Here is a 16,860-nt window from a genome sequence, read left to right as displayed (position 1 = left end):
GTCCTCCTACATTAACCCAACATCAGTTGGGCGCCGTCGGAAGGAACAAGATCCTCATGCGAGTAGCGATGAAACAGCGACCAACCGATCAACGCGAAATGTATGTATTGAGCGATGCACGCCACGACCGGCGCGCGGCGAGCGGCGCTGTGGTGCTCGACGATTTGGCCCATTTGGCGATGCGGTCGCTCGATGTTCCGCTTGCCGTGATCGTCATCGACCGCATCGCCCAGGGTTGGCAAACCAAGCGTGTCGGCGCGGCGAGCATCACGCCCGTCAGCGGGCAGGCGCAGCATTCGCTCGGCGCGCTGGTCAATCCGGTGGCCGCGGGGGCGGCGGGTTTTCCCTTCTATGTCGCCGTTCCGTTGCGCGACGACCGCGGCGCGCGGATCGGGACTTTGGCGATCCTGGCGGAGGAGACCCGCACCGTATCGGACGACGACCTCGCAACCTTGCGGAAACTGGCGGGAATTATCGAACTGATCGTGTGACCGGGCGACCGCCGGTCACAGGTTCAGCGTCGCGGCGACACCTTTCCGCGTGAGGATCGCATCGCGGGCGGTCGGTTCGTCGCCCGTACCGATCAGGAAAAACTCGACCGACAGAAAGCCCTCGTCGATCAGGCTCTGGACGATGCGGACGAAGGTCTTGCCTTCGGGCGAGAACTCCGTGCCAAGTCGGGTCGGCGAAAGATGGACCGGTGTTGGCCAGTTCTTGCGCAAATAGGCGAGAGCGGCCTGATTGAGCCGCGTTTCGATACTGGCCTCTGGGTCGTGCAACCGCTGCAATGCCACTACTGTCGCCCCTAAGAGATCGGCGTCCGCTATAATCCCTTTCGCTGTTATCTTCGGGATCAGTTCATTCGCTCTCTGTATACAGGGAAATTATAGGTCAAAAACGGCGGTAACGCCAGTGGCGATACAGCCGTTTTGAATGTTCCCGCCGAAACTATCGGCAATATACTGTGAATGACGTACGCAACAGTCACAATTCGACAGTAACCGTATTGCGAAATCAATTGTGCGCAGCGTCCTCGTCCACGGCGGAACGGCTGGCGGCTGCTCCGGTGCCCTTGCGCTGTTCGGACGATGGCGGCTTCGTCGCGGTCGGCGGCAAGCCGGATCCGTCCGCTCCCGGCCCGGCAAGCGTCGTCTGGGTCGGATAGGCCAGTTCGATCCCGTCCGTGTTCAACATGCGGACGATCGCCATCCCGACGGTGTGACGCGCATCGTAGAAGTCCTGGAACGCAGCGCTGGGGGAATCGAATTCCACGTCGAAATCATAGCTGTTCGTGCCGAACGTGGTGAAGCCGGCGCGAACGAATTTCATGCCATTGGCCTCGATCACGTCTTTCAGCATCGAGGGCAGTGCCTCCATCGTCTCGATCGGCGTCCATTGCACCAGCCCGAGCGTGAAGATGACGCGCCGATAGTCGCGCGAGCTGTTGTTGATGATCTCCTTCTCGAGCAGCTGCTTGTTCGCGACGATCCGTTCTTCGCCGGTAACGCCGCGAATGCGCGTCGATTTCAGTCCGATCGCCTCGACCGTCCCGGACGACTTGTCATAGCTGATCGCGTCGCCGCGCCGGAACGGCCGGTCGAAGATGATCGCGAGGGCGGCGAACAGATCGGCGAAGATTCCTTGTGCGGCCAGACCGATCGCGATGCCGCTGACGCCGAGGCCCGCCACCAGCCCGGTGACGTTGACGCCGAGGTTGTCGAGGACGACGATCAACGCGATCGCAAATACCGCGAAGCTCACCAGCAGGCGAATGATGCCCATCGCGCTGCCGATCGCCTCGCCGGAATAATGTTCGTTGCGGGTGCGGTGCTCGATCGCACCGAGGATCAGCTCGCGGGCCCACAAGGCCGCCTGGAAGACCGCGGAGATCGTGAACAGGAAATTGATCACCCGTGTGACGTCGGCCGGCGGATTGGCGAAGCCCACGACCAGCTTCGCCGCCAGCAGCACCATGAAGACGTTCCCGGTCCGCGCTATCGCACGCCCCAGTACGATTCCCCAGCCCTGCAATTTGCCGTCGCGCTCGCACAGCGTCCGCCCGAGCCGGCGCGCAACGTGCAGCGCCAGGACGATCGCGGTTCCGACGCCGATCGATACCAGCAATTGCAGCCAATAATCGCCGACCCAGTCGACCGTCGTCTTGACCAGGCCGTGAACCTGACTGTTCACGTCGCGCACACGGATGGGCGGGAGGATGGCCGCGGACTTGTTGCTCATGATGAAACCTTTACGCGGCCCCGGCGAGCGTTGCTGCGCTTCCCGTCGGTGAGCCGCTGTCTAGAAACGCGATCAACCCGCGTTCTACCCGGGAAAGATGCTGCGTGGAGCGCGGCAGGCGCAACCCGTCGCGAAAGGCGGACTGCCCGTCCTTTACCAGGGCGAGCAGCGCGGGATGAACATAGGATTTGCGCGCGATGGCCGGGGTGTTGCCGAGCGCTTCGGTGACGGGCTCGAGCATCGTTTTCAGCGTGATATCGTGCTTAGCCGACGCGAGCGCCTCGAACGCCAGAACGCTCGCGCTCCAGGTGCGGAAGTGCTTGGCGGTGAAATCCGCGCCCATCGCATCGCGGATATAAGCGTTTACGTCGGACGAGCTGACCGGGTGACATGTGCCCTCGGCATCGACCCAGCGGAACAGATGTTGGCCCGGCAGGTCCTGGCAGCGTTTGACGAAGCGGCTCAGGGATCCATCGGTAATCGTGAGCATGCGCATCTTGCCCGACTTCGCCTTGAACTGCAGCTTCAGCGACTGTCCCTTGATGTCCGCATGGCGCTTGCGCAGCGTCGTGGCACCGAAGCTCTTGTTGGACTTCACATACCCTTCGTTCCCGATCCGGACCTTGCCCAGGTCGAGCAGGCGGACCACCGCGGCGACCGCGATGTTCTTGTCCAGACCCCGGCGCGCGAGATCGCGCTCGACGCGCGCCCGCAGCCTTGGCAAGGCCTGGCCGAACGGCGCGCACAGGTCGTATTTCGCCGCCTCCTGCGTTTCGCGGAAGCCGGTGTGGTAGCGATATTGCTTACGGCCCTTTTCGTCCCAGCCAACCGCCTGGATATGACCCGTCGGCGAGGGGCAGAACCACGCATCGCGATAGGCGGGGGGCAGGCCGATTGCGTTCAGCCGGTCGATCTCGGCACGGTCGGTGACACGATTGCCCTGCGCATCATGATAGCCCCAGCCGTGCCGCATCTTCTTGCGGGTGATGCCAGGCTCGCTGTCGTCGTGGTAATCGATGCTGGGGATGTGCTGCTCCATGGCCTGTTTGAATGCACGGGTGGGCGCATCGTTCCGGAACAGCCGACCCCGCTCGCGGGTTGAGCACCGCGAGCCCCCAGGCTTGATCCCCACCGACCCTTTGAGCACCGGAGACTATCATGGCCGAGCTTTCGCAGGCGCACGTTCTCATCATCGCGACCGACGGCTTCGAGCAAGCCGAACTGTTCGAGCCGCGCAAGGCGCTGCTCGACGCGGGCGTCAAAGTCACTCTGGCCGCGCCCAAGATGGATCCGATCCAGGGCATGGAGCATGACCAGAAGGGGCAGACGATCACCCCGGACATGACGCTCGATACCGTGGATACCGAGGATTACACCGCGCTTCTCCTGCCGGGAGGCGTCGCCAATCCCGATGCCTTGCGGATGGATGACCGCGCGGTCGAGATCGTCGAGGAATTCGCCGACGACGGCAAGTTGATCGCCGCGATCTGCCACGCGCCGTGGCTGTTGATCGAGGCGGACGTCGTCGATGGTCGCCGCATGACGAGCTGGCCGTCGCTGCGGACCGACCTGGCGAATGCCGGTGCGGACGTGGTCGACGAGGAGGTCGTCCGCGACGGTCCTTTCATCACCAGCCGCAAGCCGGACGACATTCCGGCGTTCAACAAGGCGATCCTGCAGGCGCTGCAGGAAGACTTGGACGACCAGGAAGCCGATCAGGAAGACACGGCGGACGCGTGACGCCGCGAACCGGCTCGCCAGGTCTTGGCGAGCCGGTTCATCCGCTCCTGCGCGGGTTGCTCGACGCGGGCGTACAGGACGACCGAACTGGCCAGCACGAGTGCCAGGTAGAGCGCGATGACCGGTGGTGGCACGGCATGCGCGTCGCGCACGAGCACGAGCTTGACCACGACGAACAACAGGAAATGGCCGAGATAGGTCGCATAGCTGATCTCGCCGAGTCGGTGGAAGAACGGCGCGGCCAGCGGGTTTCCCGGGAGACCCGACGTCAGGGCAAGGGCAAGCAACCCGGCCGCGCATCCGCACGGCACCACGAGCGTTTCGCGCGCGCCCAATGCACATGCTGTAACCGCGCCGCCGAAGACGAACAGCGCGACCATGGCGGGGCCGATCGGGGTCGTCCGGTATCGGCTCCACAGCGCGCAGGTCGCGGTTCCCATCACGAATTCGATCAGGCAGCGGCGCAGGCCGAGCGACCAGATGTCGGTGCCGAGGGTCAGCGCGCCGGCCATTGCGGCGTGCAGCAGCACGCCCAGCGCAACGATCGCCGCGACGATGCCGGCGGTCGGCACCCGTCGCCAGTCGAGGACGATCGCCAGGACCGGAAACAGGATATAGGCCGCCCATTCGGTGCTGATCGACCAGCTCGGATCGTTCCAGGCGAGCCGATCGGTGAACCCCCAATTCTGCAGCAGCAGGATATGCAGCGGCAGGGCGGCGAAGGGAAAGGCCTGTGCGTCCCCCTTGCCGATCGCGGCGAGCGCGAGCGCAAGCGCGGTCGCGCACGCGAGCATGAACAGGTGAAGCGGCCAGATCCGCGCCAGCCGACGCCACAGGAACCCGGGAATCGCGCCGATCCCGCCGCTGCGCAGGCGGTCGTTCCAGCTCAGCCACAAGACGAAGCCCGACAGCAAGAAGAAGAAATCGACCGCCAGATACCCCTTGGCGAACAGCGCCAGCCAGAAGGGGGGCAATCCGGCGATCGACAGGCGGATGTGATACAGCACGACCCACCAGGCGGCGATCCCGCGCACCCCGGTGAGCGCGCGCAACTCGGCGCGCGCGGTCACGTCGTGGCGATCCGCGCGGGGCGGGCCTTGCGAAGCGGCCGGAACGTCTGTTCGGCGCGCTTGCGCGCGAGATAGGTGTCCAGGCCGATCTGCGCGCCGATCAGCATGTAGACGAACGGCTGGAACGCAATCGCGATGAACGCTGCGCCCAGCAGGTAAACGATATGCGCGGATTGCAGCGCCCCGGCGAGCGGCGCGATCCACGCCTGGTGCGCGTCCCCCTTGCGATAGCGACGGCGCAGCACTTCCATGCGGATCAGCCCGATCCCGTTGATCAGCGCCCACAGCAGCAGGCCGGGAAAGCCCTGCTCGCCGATCATCTCGAAATAGGCACTGTGGAAGGCGCGCGCCTTGTCGACCGTCAGCTTGCGGTCGACGGTCGCGTTGTTGCCGTCGCCTTCGACTTTTTCGGTGTCGTAGCGGATCTGGTTCTGGCGATACATTTCGAACCCGCCGCCCAGCGGGTGCTGCTTGGCATAATCCCACGTCCAGCCCCACACCGCGAGCCGGGTGGAGGCGGATTCATCGCCCTTATAAGTCTTGATCGTGCCCATCCGCTCGGTGAAGGCGCTCGGCAGGAACGGCACCGCGATCAGCCCCGCCGCCGCGATCAGGCCGAGATACAGGAGTTTGCGCTTGGCATCGCGCAGCATCAACAGCGCGACCAGCCCGATGCAGAGCAGGCCGGTGCGGGTCGACGTGCCGACCGGGATCAGCAGACAGGCGAACACCAGCGCATAGCAGAAGGCGGTCACCTTCCATCCCGGCGGGAAGATGGTCCCGTAGCGGGTGAACCACAGGATCAGCGGGATGATCGCGACCGCGACGGTCGAAATGGTCGAGCCTTCGTAAAGCCCCGAATTGTTCGCGACCATCAGGTTGAGCGTGCCATAGCCGCCCCCGCCGCTGGCGATCGTCTTCAGCCCGCCGACGATGATGATCGACGCCGCCGAGGCGATCATCACCACCAGCAGTGCCTCGATCCGCAGGCGGGTGCGCAGGGTCAGCGGGAGGAAGGCGGCGAAGGCGAGCGTCTTCCACACCCAACCCCATTTATCGAGCGCTTCGACCGGGAAATCGGCGCTGCGCGTGGTGAGGCCGCAATATAGCAGCAGCAGGACGATCAGCAGCTGGCGCGGGGCAAGGCGGACGTCGCGCTTGTCGTCGGCGAGCAGGAAGCCGCCGACCGCGAGCGCGACCGCAACCAGCGAGATCGGAACCGAATTGAGCAGCAGATAGGTCAGGCGCTGCGGCGAAACGATGTCGATATAGACATAGGACAGCACGAACACGAACGGCCGCCGGAACCCCGCCGCGAAGAAGGCCGCAAGGAACGCGACGAAGAACAGGTCACGCACGCGGGCGTCTCCCCGGTCTTTCTGGGGTGGCGGGCGCGGGGTCGTTCGCGGTAGCGGCGGCTTCCCGGTCGAGGTCGGGACGGCGCAGGAGCAGCCAGACCGTCAACGCGATCAGGCCATGGCTGACGGCGAGCGCGAAATTGTCGATCATCCGCGCAAACCCCTTCGACGCCCGTGTCCCGCGTGTCCGTCAGGCCGGCCACGGCGTCGTCCTAGCGCGCGGGCGGTTGAGGCTCCGTTAAACACTCTTGCGCTAACCGATGCGCATGCGGATTCTTCACATCCTCGATCACGGCTTGCCGCTCCACAGCGGCTATACCTTTCGGACGCGGGCAATCCTGAAGAGCCAGATGCGGCGCGGATGGCAGGTCGCGGCCGTCACCGGCCCGCGCCACGGAGACGCCCCCGCCGCCGAGGAAACGATCGACGCGATCGACTTCCATCGCACCGCGCCGGTCAGGGGCATGCCGCCGGTTCTTCGGGAACTCCGCGAAATCCATGCCTTCGCCAAGCGGATCGATGCCGTGGTGGAGGCTTTCCGGCCGGACGTGTTGCATGCGCACTCGCCGGTGCTGGATGCGCTGGCCGCGCTGCGGGTCGCGCGGCGACGTTCGCTGCCCCTGGTGTATGAGATCCGCGCCTTCTGGGAGGATGCGGCGGTCGGCAACGGCACGGGGCGCGAGGGATCCGCAGTCTATCGCGCCACTCGCGCGCTGGAAACCTATGCGGTGCGCCGTGCCGATGCAGTCGCGGTGATCTGCGATGGGCTGCGCCGCGATCTCGTCGCGCGCGGGATCGATCGCGACAAGGTGTTCGTGTCGCCCAATGGAGTCGATCTCTCGGTGTTCGGGGAGCCGCCCGCTTACGATACCGCGCTGGCCACGCAGCTCGGTATCGGCGCTGCCGAGGTCATCGGCTTCATCGGGAGCTTCTACGATTACGAGGGGCTCGACGATCTGCTCGCCGCGATGCCGCAGCTCGTCGCGGCGCGGCCGCGCGCGCATCTCGTGCTGGTCGGCGGCGGCCCGGTCGAGGCGGCGCTCCGTGCGCAGGCGGCGACCTCTCCGGTCGCGGGTCATATCCATTTCGTCGGCCGCGTGCGGCACACCGAGGTCGAGCGCTATTACAGCGTGATCGACGTCCTCGCCTATCCGCGCAAGCATATGCGGCTGACCGATCTCGTCACGCCACTCAAGCCGCTGGAAGCGATGGCGCAGCGCCGACTCGTCGCGGCGTCCGATGTCGGCGGGCATCGCGAGCTGATCGCGGACGGGGTGACCGGTACGCTGTTCGCGCCGGACGATCCCGCCGCGATGGCACAGGCGCTGGCGAGGTTGCTGGCGGACCGGGCAAGCTGGGACGGACGACGCGACCGCGGCCGCGCCTTCGTCGAGAAAGAGCGCAACTGGGCGCTCAACGTTGCATGTTACGCCCCCGTTTACCAGAAACTCACCGATCCCCAGGCAAGGTTCGCTCCATGGCCGTCCACTCCGATTCTCAACGCCTGATCCTCCCCGTCGCGCCGCTCGTCGGCGCGCTCGTCGGCAGCTGTGCCGCCGTGGTGCTGGCCGCGGTGCCGATCGGCGTGGTCGAGACGATCGCGCTCGACAGCGGCATCGCCGCGATCGTCTCGGCCGCGGCCCCGCCACTCGGTTTCACCGCTCGGCTGCTGATGGTCGTGTTCGGGGGTGGGGGACTGGGCGTGATCGGCTGGTTCGCAGCGTTTCTGGTCCTGGGGACGCGGTCGGCGGCGGTCGCCGAGCATGGCATCACCATCGACGAAGGCGCATCCCGGGAGGAAGCCGCACCAATCCTCCGTCGCGCCGATGCGCACCCGGATGCGCCCGCACGTCGCCCCCTGCGTGCCGACCGTGATCTGGGCACGCCGTTCCTGCAGGTCTCCGCCGGGGACGGCGCAGCGCAAACGCCCCTCACAACGGCGTCGATGACGCGAGAACCCAAGACGGAAGAACCCAAGACGGGGGCACCGAAGACGGGCGGGGACGCGGTGTCCGGCTTGCTCTTCCCCGGGACGGTTGCGCCGGGTGCCGAACGCGCCTTGCCGAAGGATCTCGACGTGCCGCTCGCGGCGTATCGTACCGAGCCCGTATCCGCGCGTCCGCAGACTTTCGCGCCGGGGGAGCGCCTGGAAACCTTTCGCCTGAAGCCGGGGAAGATCGATCCTTCGGAGTCGATCCATGCCTTGCTCGACCGGCTCGAGCAGGTGGTGCAGCGCCCGCCGAACGATCGGTCCGACCAGCCGGAACGAGGGCTGGAAGCCGCGCTTGCCGAACTGCGCAGCATGGCGCTGCGCGCGCGCTAGGCCGCCAGACACCACGGCTCCTTCGCGGCAGACCGGCAGGATCGATCGGTCCGTCCTTACGTTTCGACGGTGAGCACCTCGATGCCAAGGTCGGCGCTGTCGTCGGCCTGGGTGATCGTCGTCACGACCAGATCCGCCACCAGATGCCCTCGCAACGGCAGGTCGACCTCGTCCAGCGCCGCCGCCCAGGCGGCGGTGCCCGCACCGCTGATCGACAGGGCAAGCCGGTGTTGCGCGCCGACGAAGGTCGCGCTGGCCCATCGGCGGACGTGCAGCGCATGCCAGGTCAGGGCGATGCCGCAGCGATCGGCATGGCGTTCCAGCTGGCGCTGCAACAGCATGGTGGCATCGGGACCGCGGCTCATCGCGGCAAGTCCCGCTGGGTCGCGAGGAAGGCTTCGATGCGGCGGACCATCCGCGCGCCCGGCTCGCGCCCCCGCCGCAGATCCTGCACGAGCCGGGGATCGCGCACTGCCAGCCGCCCGAACGTCGTCGGCGGCATCGCGGTTGCGCGGAGATAACGATCGATCTTGTACAGTACCGACATCGGATGGCCTTTCGGTTTGAGTCGCTTTATGTTCCCGATGTGTTCCGCCATTTCCAACTTGTCTAGGAATTTTCCTATGGTATCGTTTTGACCATGGATGCGTCCGATCCTCGTGCCCGTCTGGCGGCGCTCGTCGCGCAGCACGGCGTCGGCTATGCCGCGCTGTCGCGGATGCTGCGCCGGAACGACGCCTATCTGCAGCAATATGTGCGACGGGGAACGCCGCGGGTCCTGGCGGAGCGCGACCGTGCCTTGCTGGCCGCGTATTTCCGGGTGGATCAAAGCGAACTCGGCGGGCCGTCCACGCCCCGGATGACCGCGATCCGCCGCCTGTCGGTGGAGGCCTCCGCCGGACCCGGCGCAATGGTCGACGGGGCGGAAAGCCGCGACGGCGCCCGTACCATGCTGCTCGACCCGCGCCTGCTGACCGATTTGCGGCTAAGTCCGTCCGACGCCGGTATGCTGACCGCGCGCGGCGATTCCATGCTGCCGACGATTGCCGATGGGGACACGCTGGTGGTCGACGAGCGCGACCAGCGGGTCGGGGCCCGTCCGGCGATCTTCGTCCTGCGGCACGACGGGATGTTGCTGGTCAAGCGCGTTTCGCGGCGTGACGCCGCCATCACCGTCGCGAGCGACAACCCTGCCTATCCGGACATCGTCCTGCAGCAAGCCGATATCGTCGGCCGCGTGGTGTGGCTTTCGCGCGCGCTGCGGTAAACGGGGCCGCGGCGTCAGCGCCTGCGGTCGAGCAACCAGATCGCCAACGACATCGCGACCCCGCCCGAGAGCCCGAGCAGGAAGCCGCGCGTCGGCCCAAGGACCGTGAACAGCCCGACCGCTGCCCCCACGATCGCCCCCAGCGCGATCAGGGAACCACCGGCGACGGGCGAGCGGGGCGGGGGGGAAGATGCCATGCGGAATCCTCTGCCATGTCCCGGGATCGTACGCCAGCGTCCCGATCCGGGAGCGGTGGATCAAATGGAACACCAACGGCGCAATTGCGTGCTCGTGGATGCGTGACGCAGCCGATAAGAGTTGCTAGGCGCCTGCATCGCCGGGCGGATCATCGGTCGCCTCGGACCCGTCTGGAGCCAGAATGCCGCATCTTCCCTATCTCGCTGATCGCGCCGAATGCACCGATGCGGCAGACCTGATCACCATGTTCGGGAGCGAGGCGTGCTCGGAAGCCGCGGCGCGCGCGGATCGCAGCAGGGACCTCGGCAACTATCTGCACTTTTGCCGCTGGCGCCAGATCGAGCGGCTGATCGCCTTTCTGTCGTCCGATCGCGCGATCGGCACGGTTCACTAACCGCGCACGCCTACCCCCTGTCGCTTCGCCGATTGCCGGGCTAGGACGGATCCATGTCGTTACCGGTTGGGCGGCGGGGCCAGTTGCTTGCCGCCGTCGGGGTCTTTGTCGTGGGGTGTCCGTGCGCGGCTGCACAGGTGCGTCCGGCAGCGGAGCCGTCCGTACTGGCTTCCCCCGCGATCGAGCCGCAGCACCTCGACCCGCAATCGCCGATGGCGCCGTTGCCCGGACTTGGGGTGGATTGGCCCGATCTGTCCAAGGCCCCGGTCGAGCCGCTGGTCGTGCCGACGGTCGCCACGCTGACGGGAGAGGCGCGCTACAGCTACCGCATCGATGGGATCGACGGGGTCGCGAGCGCGCTGCTGCGGGACCGTTTCGACCAATTGTCGACGCTGGCGACCAATGACGGCCAGCCCGCCAACGCGGCGCAGCTCGACCGGCGCGCGCGCGAGGATGCGTCCTTGCTGGTGTCGTTGCTCAAGGCGGACGGCTATTACGATGCGCGCGTGGCGACGCGGGTCGAGCCCAACGCCCGTCATCCGCTGGTGGTGCTCGATGCCGATCCCGGCACGCGCTATACGTTCAGCGGCGTGACCCTGTCCGGCGTGGCCGGCGCGGGGGACAAGGAGGCGCTGCTGCGCAAGGCCTTCGGGCTGCACGCCGGGGATCCGGTCAATTCCGATTCGGTCGTCGCGGGCCAATCGGCGCTGGTGACGACGATCACCGACAAGGGCTTCCCCTTTGCGGTGGTCGGGGATCCCGAAATCGTGGTGGACCGCGCGGCGCACAGCGCGACGCTCGATGTGGCGGTCGTCCCCGGCGCGCAGCGGCGGTTCGGGCATATCGTGATGACGTCCGGGCAGCAGGTGTTCGATGCCGATCATGTTCAGGACATTGCGCGCTTCACCCCGGGTAATCCCTATGATGCGTCCGCGCTGGTCGACCTGCGGCGCGCGCTGATCCAGACCGGGCTCGTATCCACGGTCAAGGTCGCACCCGTCGAGGGGAAGGAACCCGGCACCGTCGACATCGCCGTCGGCGTCGAACGCGCGCCGCCGCATACCATCGCCGGCGAGATCGGCTATGGCACGGGCGAAGGTGCGCGATCGGAGGTGAGCTGGACCCATCGCAACCTGTTCCCGCCCGAAGGGGGGCTCACGCTGCGCGGCGTGCTCGGCACGCAGGAGCAACTCGCCAGCGTCATCTTCCGGCGTAACAATTTCAACGGTCGCGACCGGATCCTGACCGCCTCGGTCACCGCCTCCAACCTGACGCGCAATGCGTATCAGGCGCGAACCTTCGGGCTTGCCGCCAGCCTGGAACGGCAGACCAACATCTTCTTCCAGAAGAAATGGACCTGGTCGCTGGGGGGGGAGCTGCTGGCATCGGACGAGCGCGACGTGATCGTCTCGACCGGCGCGCCGCGACGGCGGACCTATTTCATCGGCGCGCTGCCGACCACGCTCAGTTATGACGGGTCGGACGATCTGCTCAACCCCTCGCGCGGATTCCGGCTGAGCGGTCGGTTTTCGCCGGAGCTGTCGCTCGAGGGGAACGTCTTCGGCTATTCCCGCGTGCAGCTCGACGCCAGCACCTATCGCACGGTGACCAAGGGGACCGTCCTCGCCGGGCGGATCCGGCTCGGGACGATCGTCGGTGCCCCGCGCGATGCGATCGCGCCGTCGCGGCGTTTCTATGCCGGCGGCGGCGCCTCGGTGCGCGGCTATGGCTATCAGGATATCGGCCCGCGCGATCCCAACAACGATCCGATCGGCGGCCGCAGCCTGTCCGAATTTTCGATCGAGGCGCGGGTCAAGGCCTTTGGCAATTTCGGGGTCGTGCCGTTCTTCGACGGCGGCAACATCTACACCAGCGGACTGCCCAAACTGACCGACATGCGCTACGGCGCCGGGATCGGCCTGCGCTATTACACCAATTTCGGCCCGATCCGTATCGACGTCGGCACGCCCGTCAACCCGGCCAAGGGCGATCCGCGGGTCGCCGTCTACGTCTCGTTGGGACAGGCCTTTTGAGCGAACCGCTGGCGCCCCCGACCCCCGACGATGCCATCGTGGCGGTGCCGCGGCACCGGCGGTGGGGGCGGATTGCGTTCGGGGTGCTGCTGGGCGCGCTCGCGCTGGTCGCGGCGATGGTGGCCTTGCTCGACACCGGCATTGGGCACCGGCTGCTGACCGACCGGATCGCGGCGCTGCGTCCGTCGAACGGGTTGCGCTACAGCATCGGGCGGATCGACGGGTCGATCTATGGCAAGGCGACGCTGATCGACCTGCGGATTCGCGACCGGCGCGGGCTGGTCTTTTCCACGCCGCGCGCGGAGCTCGACTGGTCCCCGTTGCGCTGGCTGGACAATCGGCTGGACATCACCCGGCTGCACATCGCGCAGGCACGGCTCGAGCGGTTGCCCGATCTGATCAAGTCGGACACCCGGCAGCCGATCCTGCCGTCGTTCGACATCCGGATCGGGGCGCTGGCGATCGATCGGATCGTCCTGGCGAAGGCGGTGACCGGGGTCGAGCGCGTCGGCAGGTTGTCGGGACGCGCGACCATCCACCGCGGCCGCGCGCTGGTCGATCTCGACGCCATGGTCGCCCAAAGCGACACGCTGCGCATGAGGATCGACGCGGCACCCGACCGCAATCGTTTCGCGATCGACACGCACGCGCGCGGGGCCGCCAACGGGGTGCTCGCCAAACTGACCGGTTTCCTGCGCCCGATCGCGCTCGATATCGCTGGTCGCGGCACCTGGGCGAAATGGGACGGCAGCGCGGTCGCGGTGGTCGGCAAGGTCCGGCTCGTCGACCTCAAACTGACCAATCGCGCCGGCGCCTATGCGCTGGCCGGTGTGTTGACGCCGGCTCCGCTGTCGCATGGCAAGTTGCAGCGGCTGTCGGCGCCGCGCGTACTGACGCATGGCACCGCGACGCTGTTCAATCGCCAGCTGAAAGGCACGCTGTCGCTCCGCTCGGTATCGCTGAGCGTGACCGCCGATGGTATCCTCGACCTCGCCGCGAACGCGTTTCGGGGCGTTCGGTTGCATGCGATCCTGGTCCGCCCGACGGGGCTCTTCCCCAACATGTCGGGCCGCGCGATCGAACTGCGCGTACTCCTCGACGGCGCCTTCGCAACCGCGCGGTTCGACTATCGGCTGGCGGCGAAGCGCTTCGCCTTCGACGATACCGGATTCGAGGATGCCTTTGCGGCGGGCAGCGGGCGCCTGTCCACATCGCCGGTGCTCGTTCCGATCCGCTTCGTCGCCGCGCGCGTGACGGGGGTCGGCGACGTCGCGGGCGGCATCCTGCGCAACCTGACGATGCAGGGCGTGCTGCGCGTGACGTCGACCCTGGTCACCGGCGACGACATGCGGCTGACCTCGGACAAGCTGAGCGGGCGGTTCAACCTGTTGCTCGACCTGCGCGATGGCCGATACGACATCGCGATTAACGGGGGGCTCGGCCGGTACCTGATCCCGGGGCTCGGCGTGGTCGACGTCAGGACGATGCTCAAGGTCGTGCCCGGCCCCGACGGCCACGGCACGCGCGTGCTGGGGCAGGGGGTCGCGCAGATGGTGCGGCTCGACAATGCCTTCTTCCGCTCGCTGGCGGGGGGGCTGCCGCGGCTCGTCACCGGGCTCGAACGCACCCCGGACGGGGTGCTGCACCTGAACAATCTGGTGCTGACCGGCCCGCAGATCCGGATCGTCGGAAACGGCATCCGCCGCCGTGACGGCACGTTCCATTTCGAGGGCAGCGGGACGCAGCAGACCTATGGGCCACTGACCCTGAAGCTCGATGGCAAGATCGACCGGCCGACGCTCGATCTGGTGTTCCAGCGGCCGAACGATGTCCTGGGCCTTACGGACGTCGTCGCGCATCTCGATCCGACCGACGCGGGGTTCGCCTTTACCGCGCGCGGGGGATCCAGGCTCGGGCCGTTCACGGGCAATGGTGCGATCCTGCTGCCACCGGGCGGCGGCGGAACGATCGCGATCGCCGACCTGGCGGTGAGCGGCACGCATCTGACGGGGCCGCTGGCGATCGTCGACGGCGGGTTCAACGGACGATTGGCGGTGGCCGGGGGCGGGATGGCGGGCGCATTGCTGTTTGCGCCGGTCGGCGACAACCAACGGATCGAGGCGCACCTCGACGCGCGCGCGGCAAGCCTGGCCGACGGGGTCACGATCCGGCGGGCGCATCTCGACGCGGTGACGGTGCTCGATCCAGCCGGCACGTCGATCGAGGCGAACCTTGTCGGTGGCGGCTTGCGGCGCGGGTCGCTCGTCCTGGGCCGTTTTGCCGCGCGCGCGTCGCTGCGCGGCGGTGTCGGCACGGTGACGGCGTCGATCGCAGGGTCGGGTGGGCGCGCCTTCGACATCCGGTCGGTGGCGCAGGTCACGCCCGATCGCTGGGTCGTGTCCGCCCAGGGAACGCTCGACCGCCGTCCGCTCAAACTGGTGACGCCCGCCGTGTTCACGCGCGAGGCCGAAAATACGGGCTGGCGTCTGACACCGACCGAACTGACGTTCGCGGGGGGCGATGCGCAGCTGTCCGGGCGGTTCACCCGCGGGGCGAATGCGATCGATGCGAAGCTCGCGCACATGCCGCTGACGATCCTCGATATCGGGTATCCCGGTCTTGGGCTCGGCGGTAGCGCGTCGGGCAGCCTGTCCTACGCACAGGGGGGCGCCGCGCCGCCCACCGGGCGGATCGACATGACGGTGCGCGGGCTGACCCGCTCGGGGCTGGTGCTGACGTCCCGACCGGTCGACGTCGGGGTGGCCGGCATCCTGTCGGCCGACCGGATCGCGGCGCGGGCGGTTGCGGCGACCGGGGGCAAGACCGTCGGCCGGGCGCAGATGTTGCTCAACCTGCCCGCTGGGCAGGATCTCGCGACGCGCGTCGCCGATGCAGGGCTCTTCGCGCAGCTGCGCTACGATGGCGCCGCGGATACCTTGTGGCGGCTCACCGGGATCGAACTGTTCGACCTGACCGGCCCCGTCGCGATCGGCGCGGATGTCGGCGGTCGTGTCGGCAACCCGCAGATCCGGGGCGTGGTACAGGCGCGAGGCGCGCGGATCGAAAGCGCGACGACCGGCACCGTCCTGACCAATGTCGTCGCCAACGGGCAGTTCGGCGGATCGCGGCTGACGATCGACACCTTTACCGCCGACGCGGGCAAGGGTGGTCACGTCACGGGCAAGGGCAGTTTCGATTTCGGCGCGAACAGCGGGTTCGACCTCGCGGTCCAGGCCGACCATGCGGTGATGATCGCGCGCGACGACATCGGCGCGACGGTCACCGGGCCGCTGCGCTTCCAGTCGGACAAGCGCGGCGGCACCATCTCGGGCGATTTGCGCCTCGACAAGAGCCGCTACCGGCTCGGCCAGGCGACCGCTGCGAGCGCCGTGCCGCAGCTCAACATCCGCGAGATCAACCTTCCCGGCGGCGGCACCGAGGATGACGACGTTCCGCGCGCGCCATGGCGGCTCGCGATCCACGCGCGCGCGCCCAACCAGCTGATCGTGTCGGGTCTCGGCCTGCGCAGCGAGTGGCTGGCGGATCTGCAGATCGGCGGAGCACCCGACAATCCGGCGATTTCGGGACGCGCCGATCTCGTGCGGGGAAATTACGATTTCGCGGGGCGGACCTTCGCGCTCGAACGCGGCAAGATCCTGTTCACGGGCGAAGCACCGGCCAACCCCGCGCTCGATATTGCCGCCAATGCCAACACCACCGGCCTGACCGCGACGATCAACGTGACCGGACCTGCTCTGAAACCCGAGATCGCCTTTTCCAGCGTGCCCGCGTTGCCGCAGGACGAACTGCTGTCGCGCCTGTTGTTCGGGACGTCGATCACCAATCTGTCGGCCCCCGAGGCGCTGCAGCTCGCTTCCGCCGTCGCGGCGCTGCAGAATGGCAAGGGCGGGCTCGACCCGATCAACGCCGTGCGCCGCGTCGCGGGGCTGGATCGGTTGCGGATCGTCTCGGCCGATCCGCAAACGGGGCAGCGCACGTCGATCGCCGCTGGCAAATATATCACGCGCCGCTTCTATGCCGAGATCGTTACCGACGGTGCCGGCTATTCCGCGACCCAGGTGGAGTTCCAGGTGACGCGCTGGCTGTCGGTCCTGTCGACGATCTCGACGCTCGGGCGGCAGAGCGCGAACCTGCGCGTTTCGAAGGATTATTGAGCGCGGTGCCGTCACCCCCGGCGGCGGCGTGGGCCGCCGGGGGCAAGTCCAGCATAGGATCGCA

The 16,860-nt window shown here is 67.4% G+C and carries 17 protein-coding genes; 8 read left to right on the top strand and 9 right to left on the bottom strand.

The genetic code is table 11. The features are described 5' to 3' along the window. Positions 1 to 68: 68 nt before the first annotated feature. Positions 69 to 491, top strand: coding sequence for a diguanylate cyclase (locus L8K25_RS19020; protein WP_242140571.1), 423 nt, complete (start codon positions 69 to 71; stop codon positions 489 to 491). A 15-nt stretch (positions 492 to 506) separates the two neighbouring features. Here the strand turns inward: L8K25_RS19020 and L8K25_RS19015 are convergent, their stop codons facing one another. The 3 genes from L8K25_RS19015 to L8K25_RS19005 form a co-directional block, all read right to left on the bottom strand. Continuing rightward, a complete protein-coding gene (locus L8K25_RS19015) occupies positions 507 to 794 on the bottom strand; it encodes a hypothetical protein (RefSeq protein WP_242140570.1) in 288 nt (95 codons plus the stop codon). A 220-nt stretch (positions 795 to 1,014) separates the two neighbouring features. Beyond that, complete coding sequence (locus tag L8K25_RS19010) at positions 1,015 to 2,238, bottom strand: mechanosensitive ion channel family protein (RefSeq protein ID WP_242140569.1); 1,224 nt, start codon at positions 2,236 to 2,238, stop codon at positions 1,015 to 1,017. A gap of 10 nt (positions 2,239 to 2,248) precedes the next feature. Then, positions 2,249 to 3,277, bottom strand: a complete 1,029-nt coding sequence (locus tag L8K25_RS19005; RefSeq protein ID WP_242140568.1) for a DNA topoisomerase IB — start codon at positions 3,275 to 3,277, stop codon at positions 2,249 to 2,251. 119 nt (positions 3,278 to 3,396) lie between these two features. Between L8K25_RS19005 and L8K25_RS19000 the strand changes: the two genes are divergently transcribed. Then, positions 3,397 to 3,978: a type 1 glutamine amidotransferase domain-containing protein gene (locus tag L8K25_RS19000; protein ID WP_242140567.1), complete on the top strand. Its 582-nt coding sequence runs from the start codon at positions 3,397 to 3,399 to the stop codon at positions 3,976 to 3,978. Here L8K25_RS19000 and L8K25_RS18995 read toward each other — a convergent pair. The 3 genes from L8K25_RS18995 to L8K25_RS18985 are packed head-to-tail and all read right to left on the bottom strand — an operon-like array spanning position 3,954 to position 6,557. Continuing rightward, entirely contained in the window at positions 3,954 to 5,048 is a 1,095-nt protein-coding gene (locus L8K25_RS18995; RefSeq protein WP_242140566.1) for an acyltransferase, read from the bottom strand. The genes L8K25_RS19000 and L8K25_RS18995 overlap by 25 nt on opposite strands. After that, positions 5,045 to 6,406, bottom strand: coding sequence for a putative O-glycosylation ligase, exosortase A system-associated (locus L8K25_RS18990; RefSeq protein WP_242140565.1), 1,362 nt, complete (start codon positions 6,404 to 6,406; stop codon positions 5,045 to 5,047). Before L8K25_RS18990 ends, L8K25_RS18995 begins: the two co-directional genes overlap by 4 nt. Beyond that, positions 6,399 to 6,557, bottom strand: coding sequence for a hypothetical protein (locus L8K25_RS18985; protein WP_242140564.1), 159 nt, complete (start codon positions 6,555 to 6,557; stop codon positions 6,399 to 6,401). Before L8K25_RS18985 ends, L8K25_RS18990 begins: the two co-directional genes overlap by 8 nt. 115 nt (positions 6,558 to 6,672) lie before the next feature. On the opposite strand from L8K25_RS18985, the gene L8K25_RS18980 reads away from it, so the two are divergent. Together L8K25_RS18980 and L8K25_RS18975 are read left to right on the top strand one after the other, a co-directional pair. Continuing rightward, positions 6,673 to 7,914, top strand: a complete 1,242-nt coding sequence (locus tag L8K25_RS18980) for a TIGR04063 family PEP-CTERM/XrtA system glycosyltransferase (RefSeq protein WP_242140563.1) — start codon at positions 6,673 to 6,675, stop codon at positions 7,912 to 7,914. After that, a complete protein-coding gene (locus tag L8K25_RS18975; RefSeq protein ID WP_242140562.1) occupies positions 7,884 to 8,729 on the top strand; it encodes a hypothetical protein in 846 nt (281 codons plus the stop codon). Before L8K25_RS18980 ends, L8K25_RS18975 begins: the two co-directional genes overlap by 31 nt. A 56-nt stretch (positions 8,730 to 8,785) precedes the next feature. Here the strand turns inward: L8K25_RS18975 and L8K25_RS18970 are convergent, their stop codons facing one another. Then, positions 8,786 to 9,094 carry a hypothetical protein gene (locus L8K25_RS18970; RefSeq protein WP_242140561.1) on the bottom strand — a complete coding sequence of 103 codons (309 nt, stop codon included), beginning with the start codon at positions 9,092 to 9,094 and terminating at the stop codon, positions 8,786 to 8,788. Further along, positions 9,091 to 9,276 (bottom strand): hypothetical protein, encoded by a 186-nt coding sequence (locus tag L8K25_RS18965; RefSeq protein ID WP_242140560.1) that lies wholly within the window; start codon positions 9,274 to 9,276, stop codon positions 9,091 to 9,093. The genes L8K25_RS18970 and L8K25_RS18965 overlap by 4 nt, the downstream gene beginning before the upstream one ends. 93 nt (positions 9,277 to 9,369) lie before the next feature. On the opposite strand from L8K25_RS18965, the gene L8K25_RS18960 reads away from it, so the two are divergent. Beyond that, on the top strand, positions 9,370 to 9,996 hold the full coding sequence (locus L8K25_RS18960) for a S24 family peptidase (RefSeq protein ID WP_242140598.1): 627 nt from the start codon (positions 9,370 to 9,372) through the stop codon (positions 9,994 to 9,996). Between the two features lie 14 nt (positions 9,997 to 10,010). Here L8K25_RS18960 and L8K25_RS18955 read toward each other — a convergent pair whose 3' ends face one another. Then, a complete protein-coding gene (locus L8K25_RS18955) occupies positions 10,011 to 10,193 on the bottom strand; it encodes a hypothetical protein (RefSeq protein ID WP_242140559.1) in 183 nt (60 codons plus the stop codon). Between the two features lie 182 nt (positions 10,194 to 10,375). Between L8K25_RS18955 and L8K25_RS18950 the strand changes: the two genes are divergently transcribed. The 3 genes from L8K25_RS18950 (at position 10,376) to L8K25_RS18940 (ending at position 16,796) form a co-directional block, all read left to right on the top strand. After that, entirely contained in the window at positions 10,376 to 10,588 is a 213-nt protein-coding gene (locus L8K25_RS18950; RefSeq protein WP_242140558.1) for a hypothetical protein, read from the top strand. 53 nt (positions 10,589 to 10,641) lie between these two features. Next, positions 10,642 to 12,621 (top strand): autotransporter assembly complex family protein, encoded by a 1,980-nt coding sequence (locus L8K25_RS18945; RefSeq protein ID WP_242140557.1) that lies wholly within the window; start codon positions 10,642 to 10,644, stop codon positions 12,619 to 12,621. Positions 12,622 to 12,737: 116 nt separating this feature from the next. Continuing rightward, positions 12,738 to 16,796, top strand: a complete 4,059-nt coding sequence (locus L8K25_RS18940; protein WP_242140597.1) for a translocation/assembly module TamB domain-containing protein — start codon at positions 12,738 to 12,740, stop codon at positions 16,794 to 16,796. Positions 16,797 to 16,860 lie beyond the last annotated feature (64 nt).

The sequence above is a fragment of the Sphingomonas sp. TREG-RG-20F-R18-01 genome (assembly GCF_022662475.1).
In the GTDB taxonomy this organism is placed as follows: Bacteria; Pseudomonadota; Alphaproteobacteria; order Sphingomonadales; family Sphingomonadaceae; genus Sphingomonas.
Note: the sequence above shows the minus strand (reverse complement) of the source record. Positions and strands in the feature narration are given on the sequence as shown.

Bases quoted from the DNA above. Each gene is read 5' to 3' on its own strand.
- L8K25_RS19020 (WP_242140571.1), top strand. From the start codon at position 69: ATGAAACAGCGACCAACCGATCAACGCGAAATGTATGTATTGAGCGAT.
- L8K25_RS19010 (WP_242140569.1), bottom strand. From the start codon at position 2,238: ATGAGCAACAAGTCCGCGGCCATCCTCCCGCCCATCCGTGTGCGCGAC.
- L8K25_RS19005 (WP_242140568.1), bottom strand. From the start codon at position 3,277: ATGGAGCAGCACATCCCCAGCATCGATTACCACGACGACAGCGAGCCT.
- L8K25_RS19000 (WP_242140567.1), top strand. From the start codon at position 3,397: ATGGCCGAGCTTTCGCAGGCGCACGTTCTCATCATCGCGACCGACGGC.
- L8K25_RS18985 (WP_242140564.1), bottom strand. From the start codon at position 6,557: ATGATCGACAATTTCGCGCTCGCCGTCAGCCATGGCCTGATCGCGTTG.
- L8K25_RS18980 (WP_242140563.1), top strand. From the start codon at position 6,673: ATGCGGATTCTTCACATCCTCGATCACGGCTTGCCGCTCCACAGCGGC.
- L8K25_RS18975 (WP_242140562.1), top strand. From the start codon at position 7,884: ATGGCCGTCCACTCCGATTCTCAACGCCTGATCCTCCCCGTCGCGCCG.
- L8K25_RS18970 (WP_242140561.1), bottom strand. From the start codon at position 9,094: ATGAGCCGCGGTCCCGATGCCACCATGCTGTTGCAGCGCCAGCTGGAA.
- L8K25_RS18965 (WP_242140560.1), bottom strand. From the start codon at position 9,276: ATGTCGGTACTGTACAAGATCGATCGTTATCTCCGCGCAACCGCGATG.
- L8K25_RS18960 (WP_242140598.1), top strand. From the start codon at position 9,370: ATGGATGCGTCCGATCCTCGTGCCCGTCTGGCGGCGCTCGTCGCGCAG.
- L8K25_RS18955 (WP_242140559.1), bottom strand. From the start codon at position 10,193: ATGGCATCTTCCCCCCCGCCCCGCTCGCCCGTCGCCGGTGGTTCCCTG.
- L8K25_RS18950 (WP_242140558.1), top strand. From the start codon at position 10,376: ATGCCGCATCTTCCCTATCTCGCTGATCGCGCCGAATGCACCGATGCG.
- L8K25_RS18945 (WP_242140557.1), top strand. From the start codon at position 10,642: ATGTCGTTACCGGTTGGGCGGCGGGGCCAGTTGCTTGCCGCCGTCGGG.
- L8K25_RS18940 (WP_242140597.1), top strand. From the start codon at position 12,738: ATGGTGGCCTTGCTCGACACCGGCATTGGGCACCGGCTGCTGACCGAC.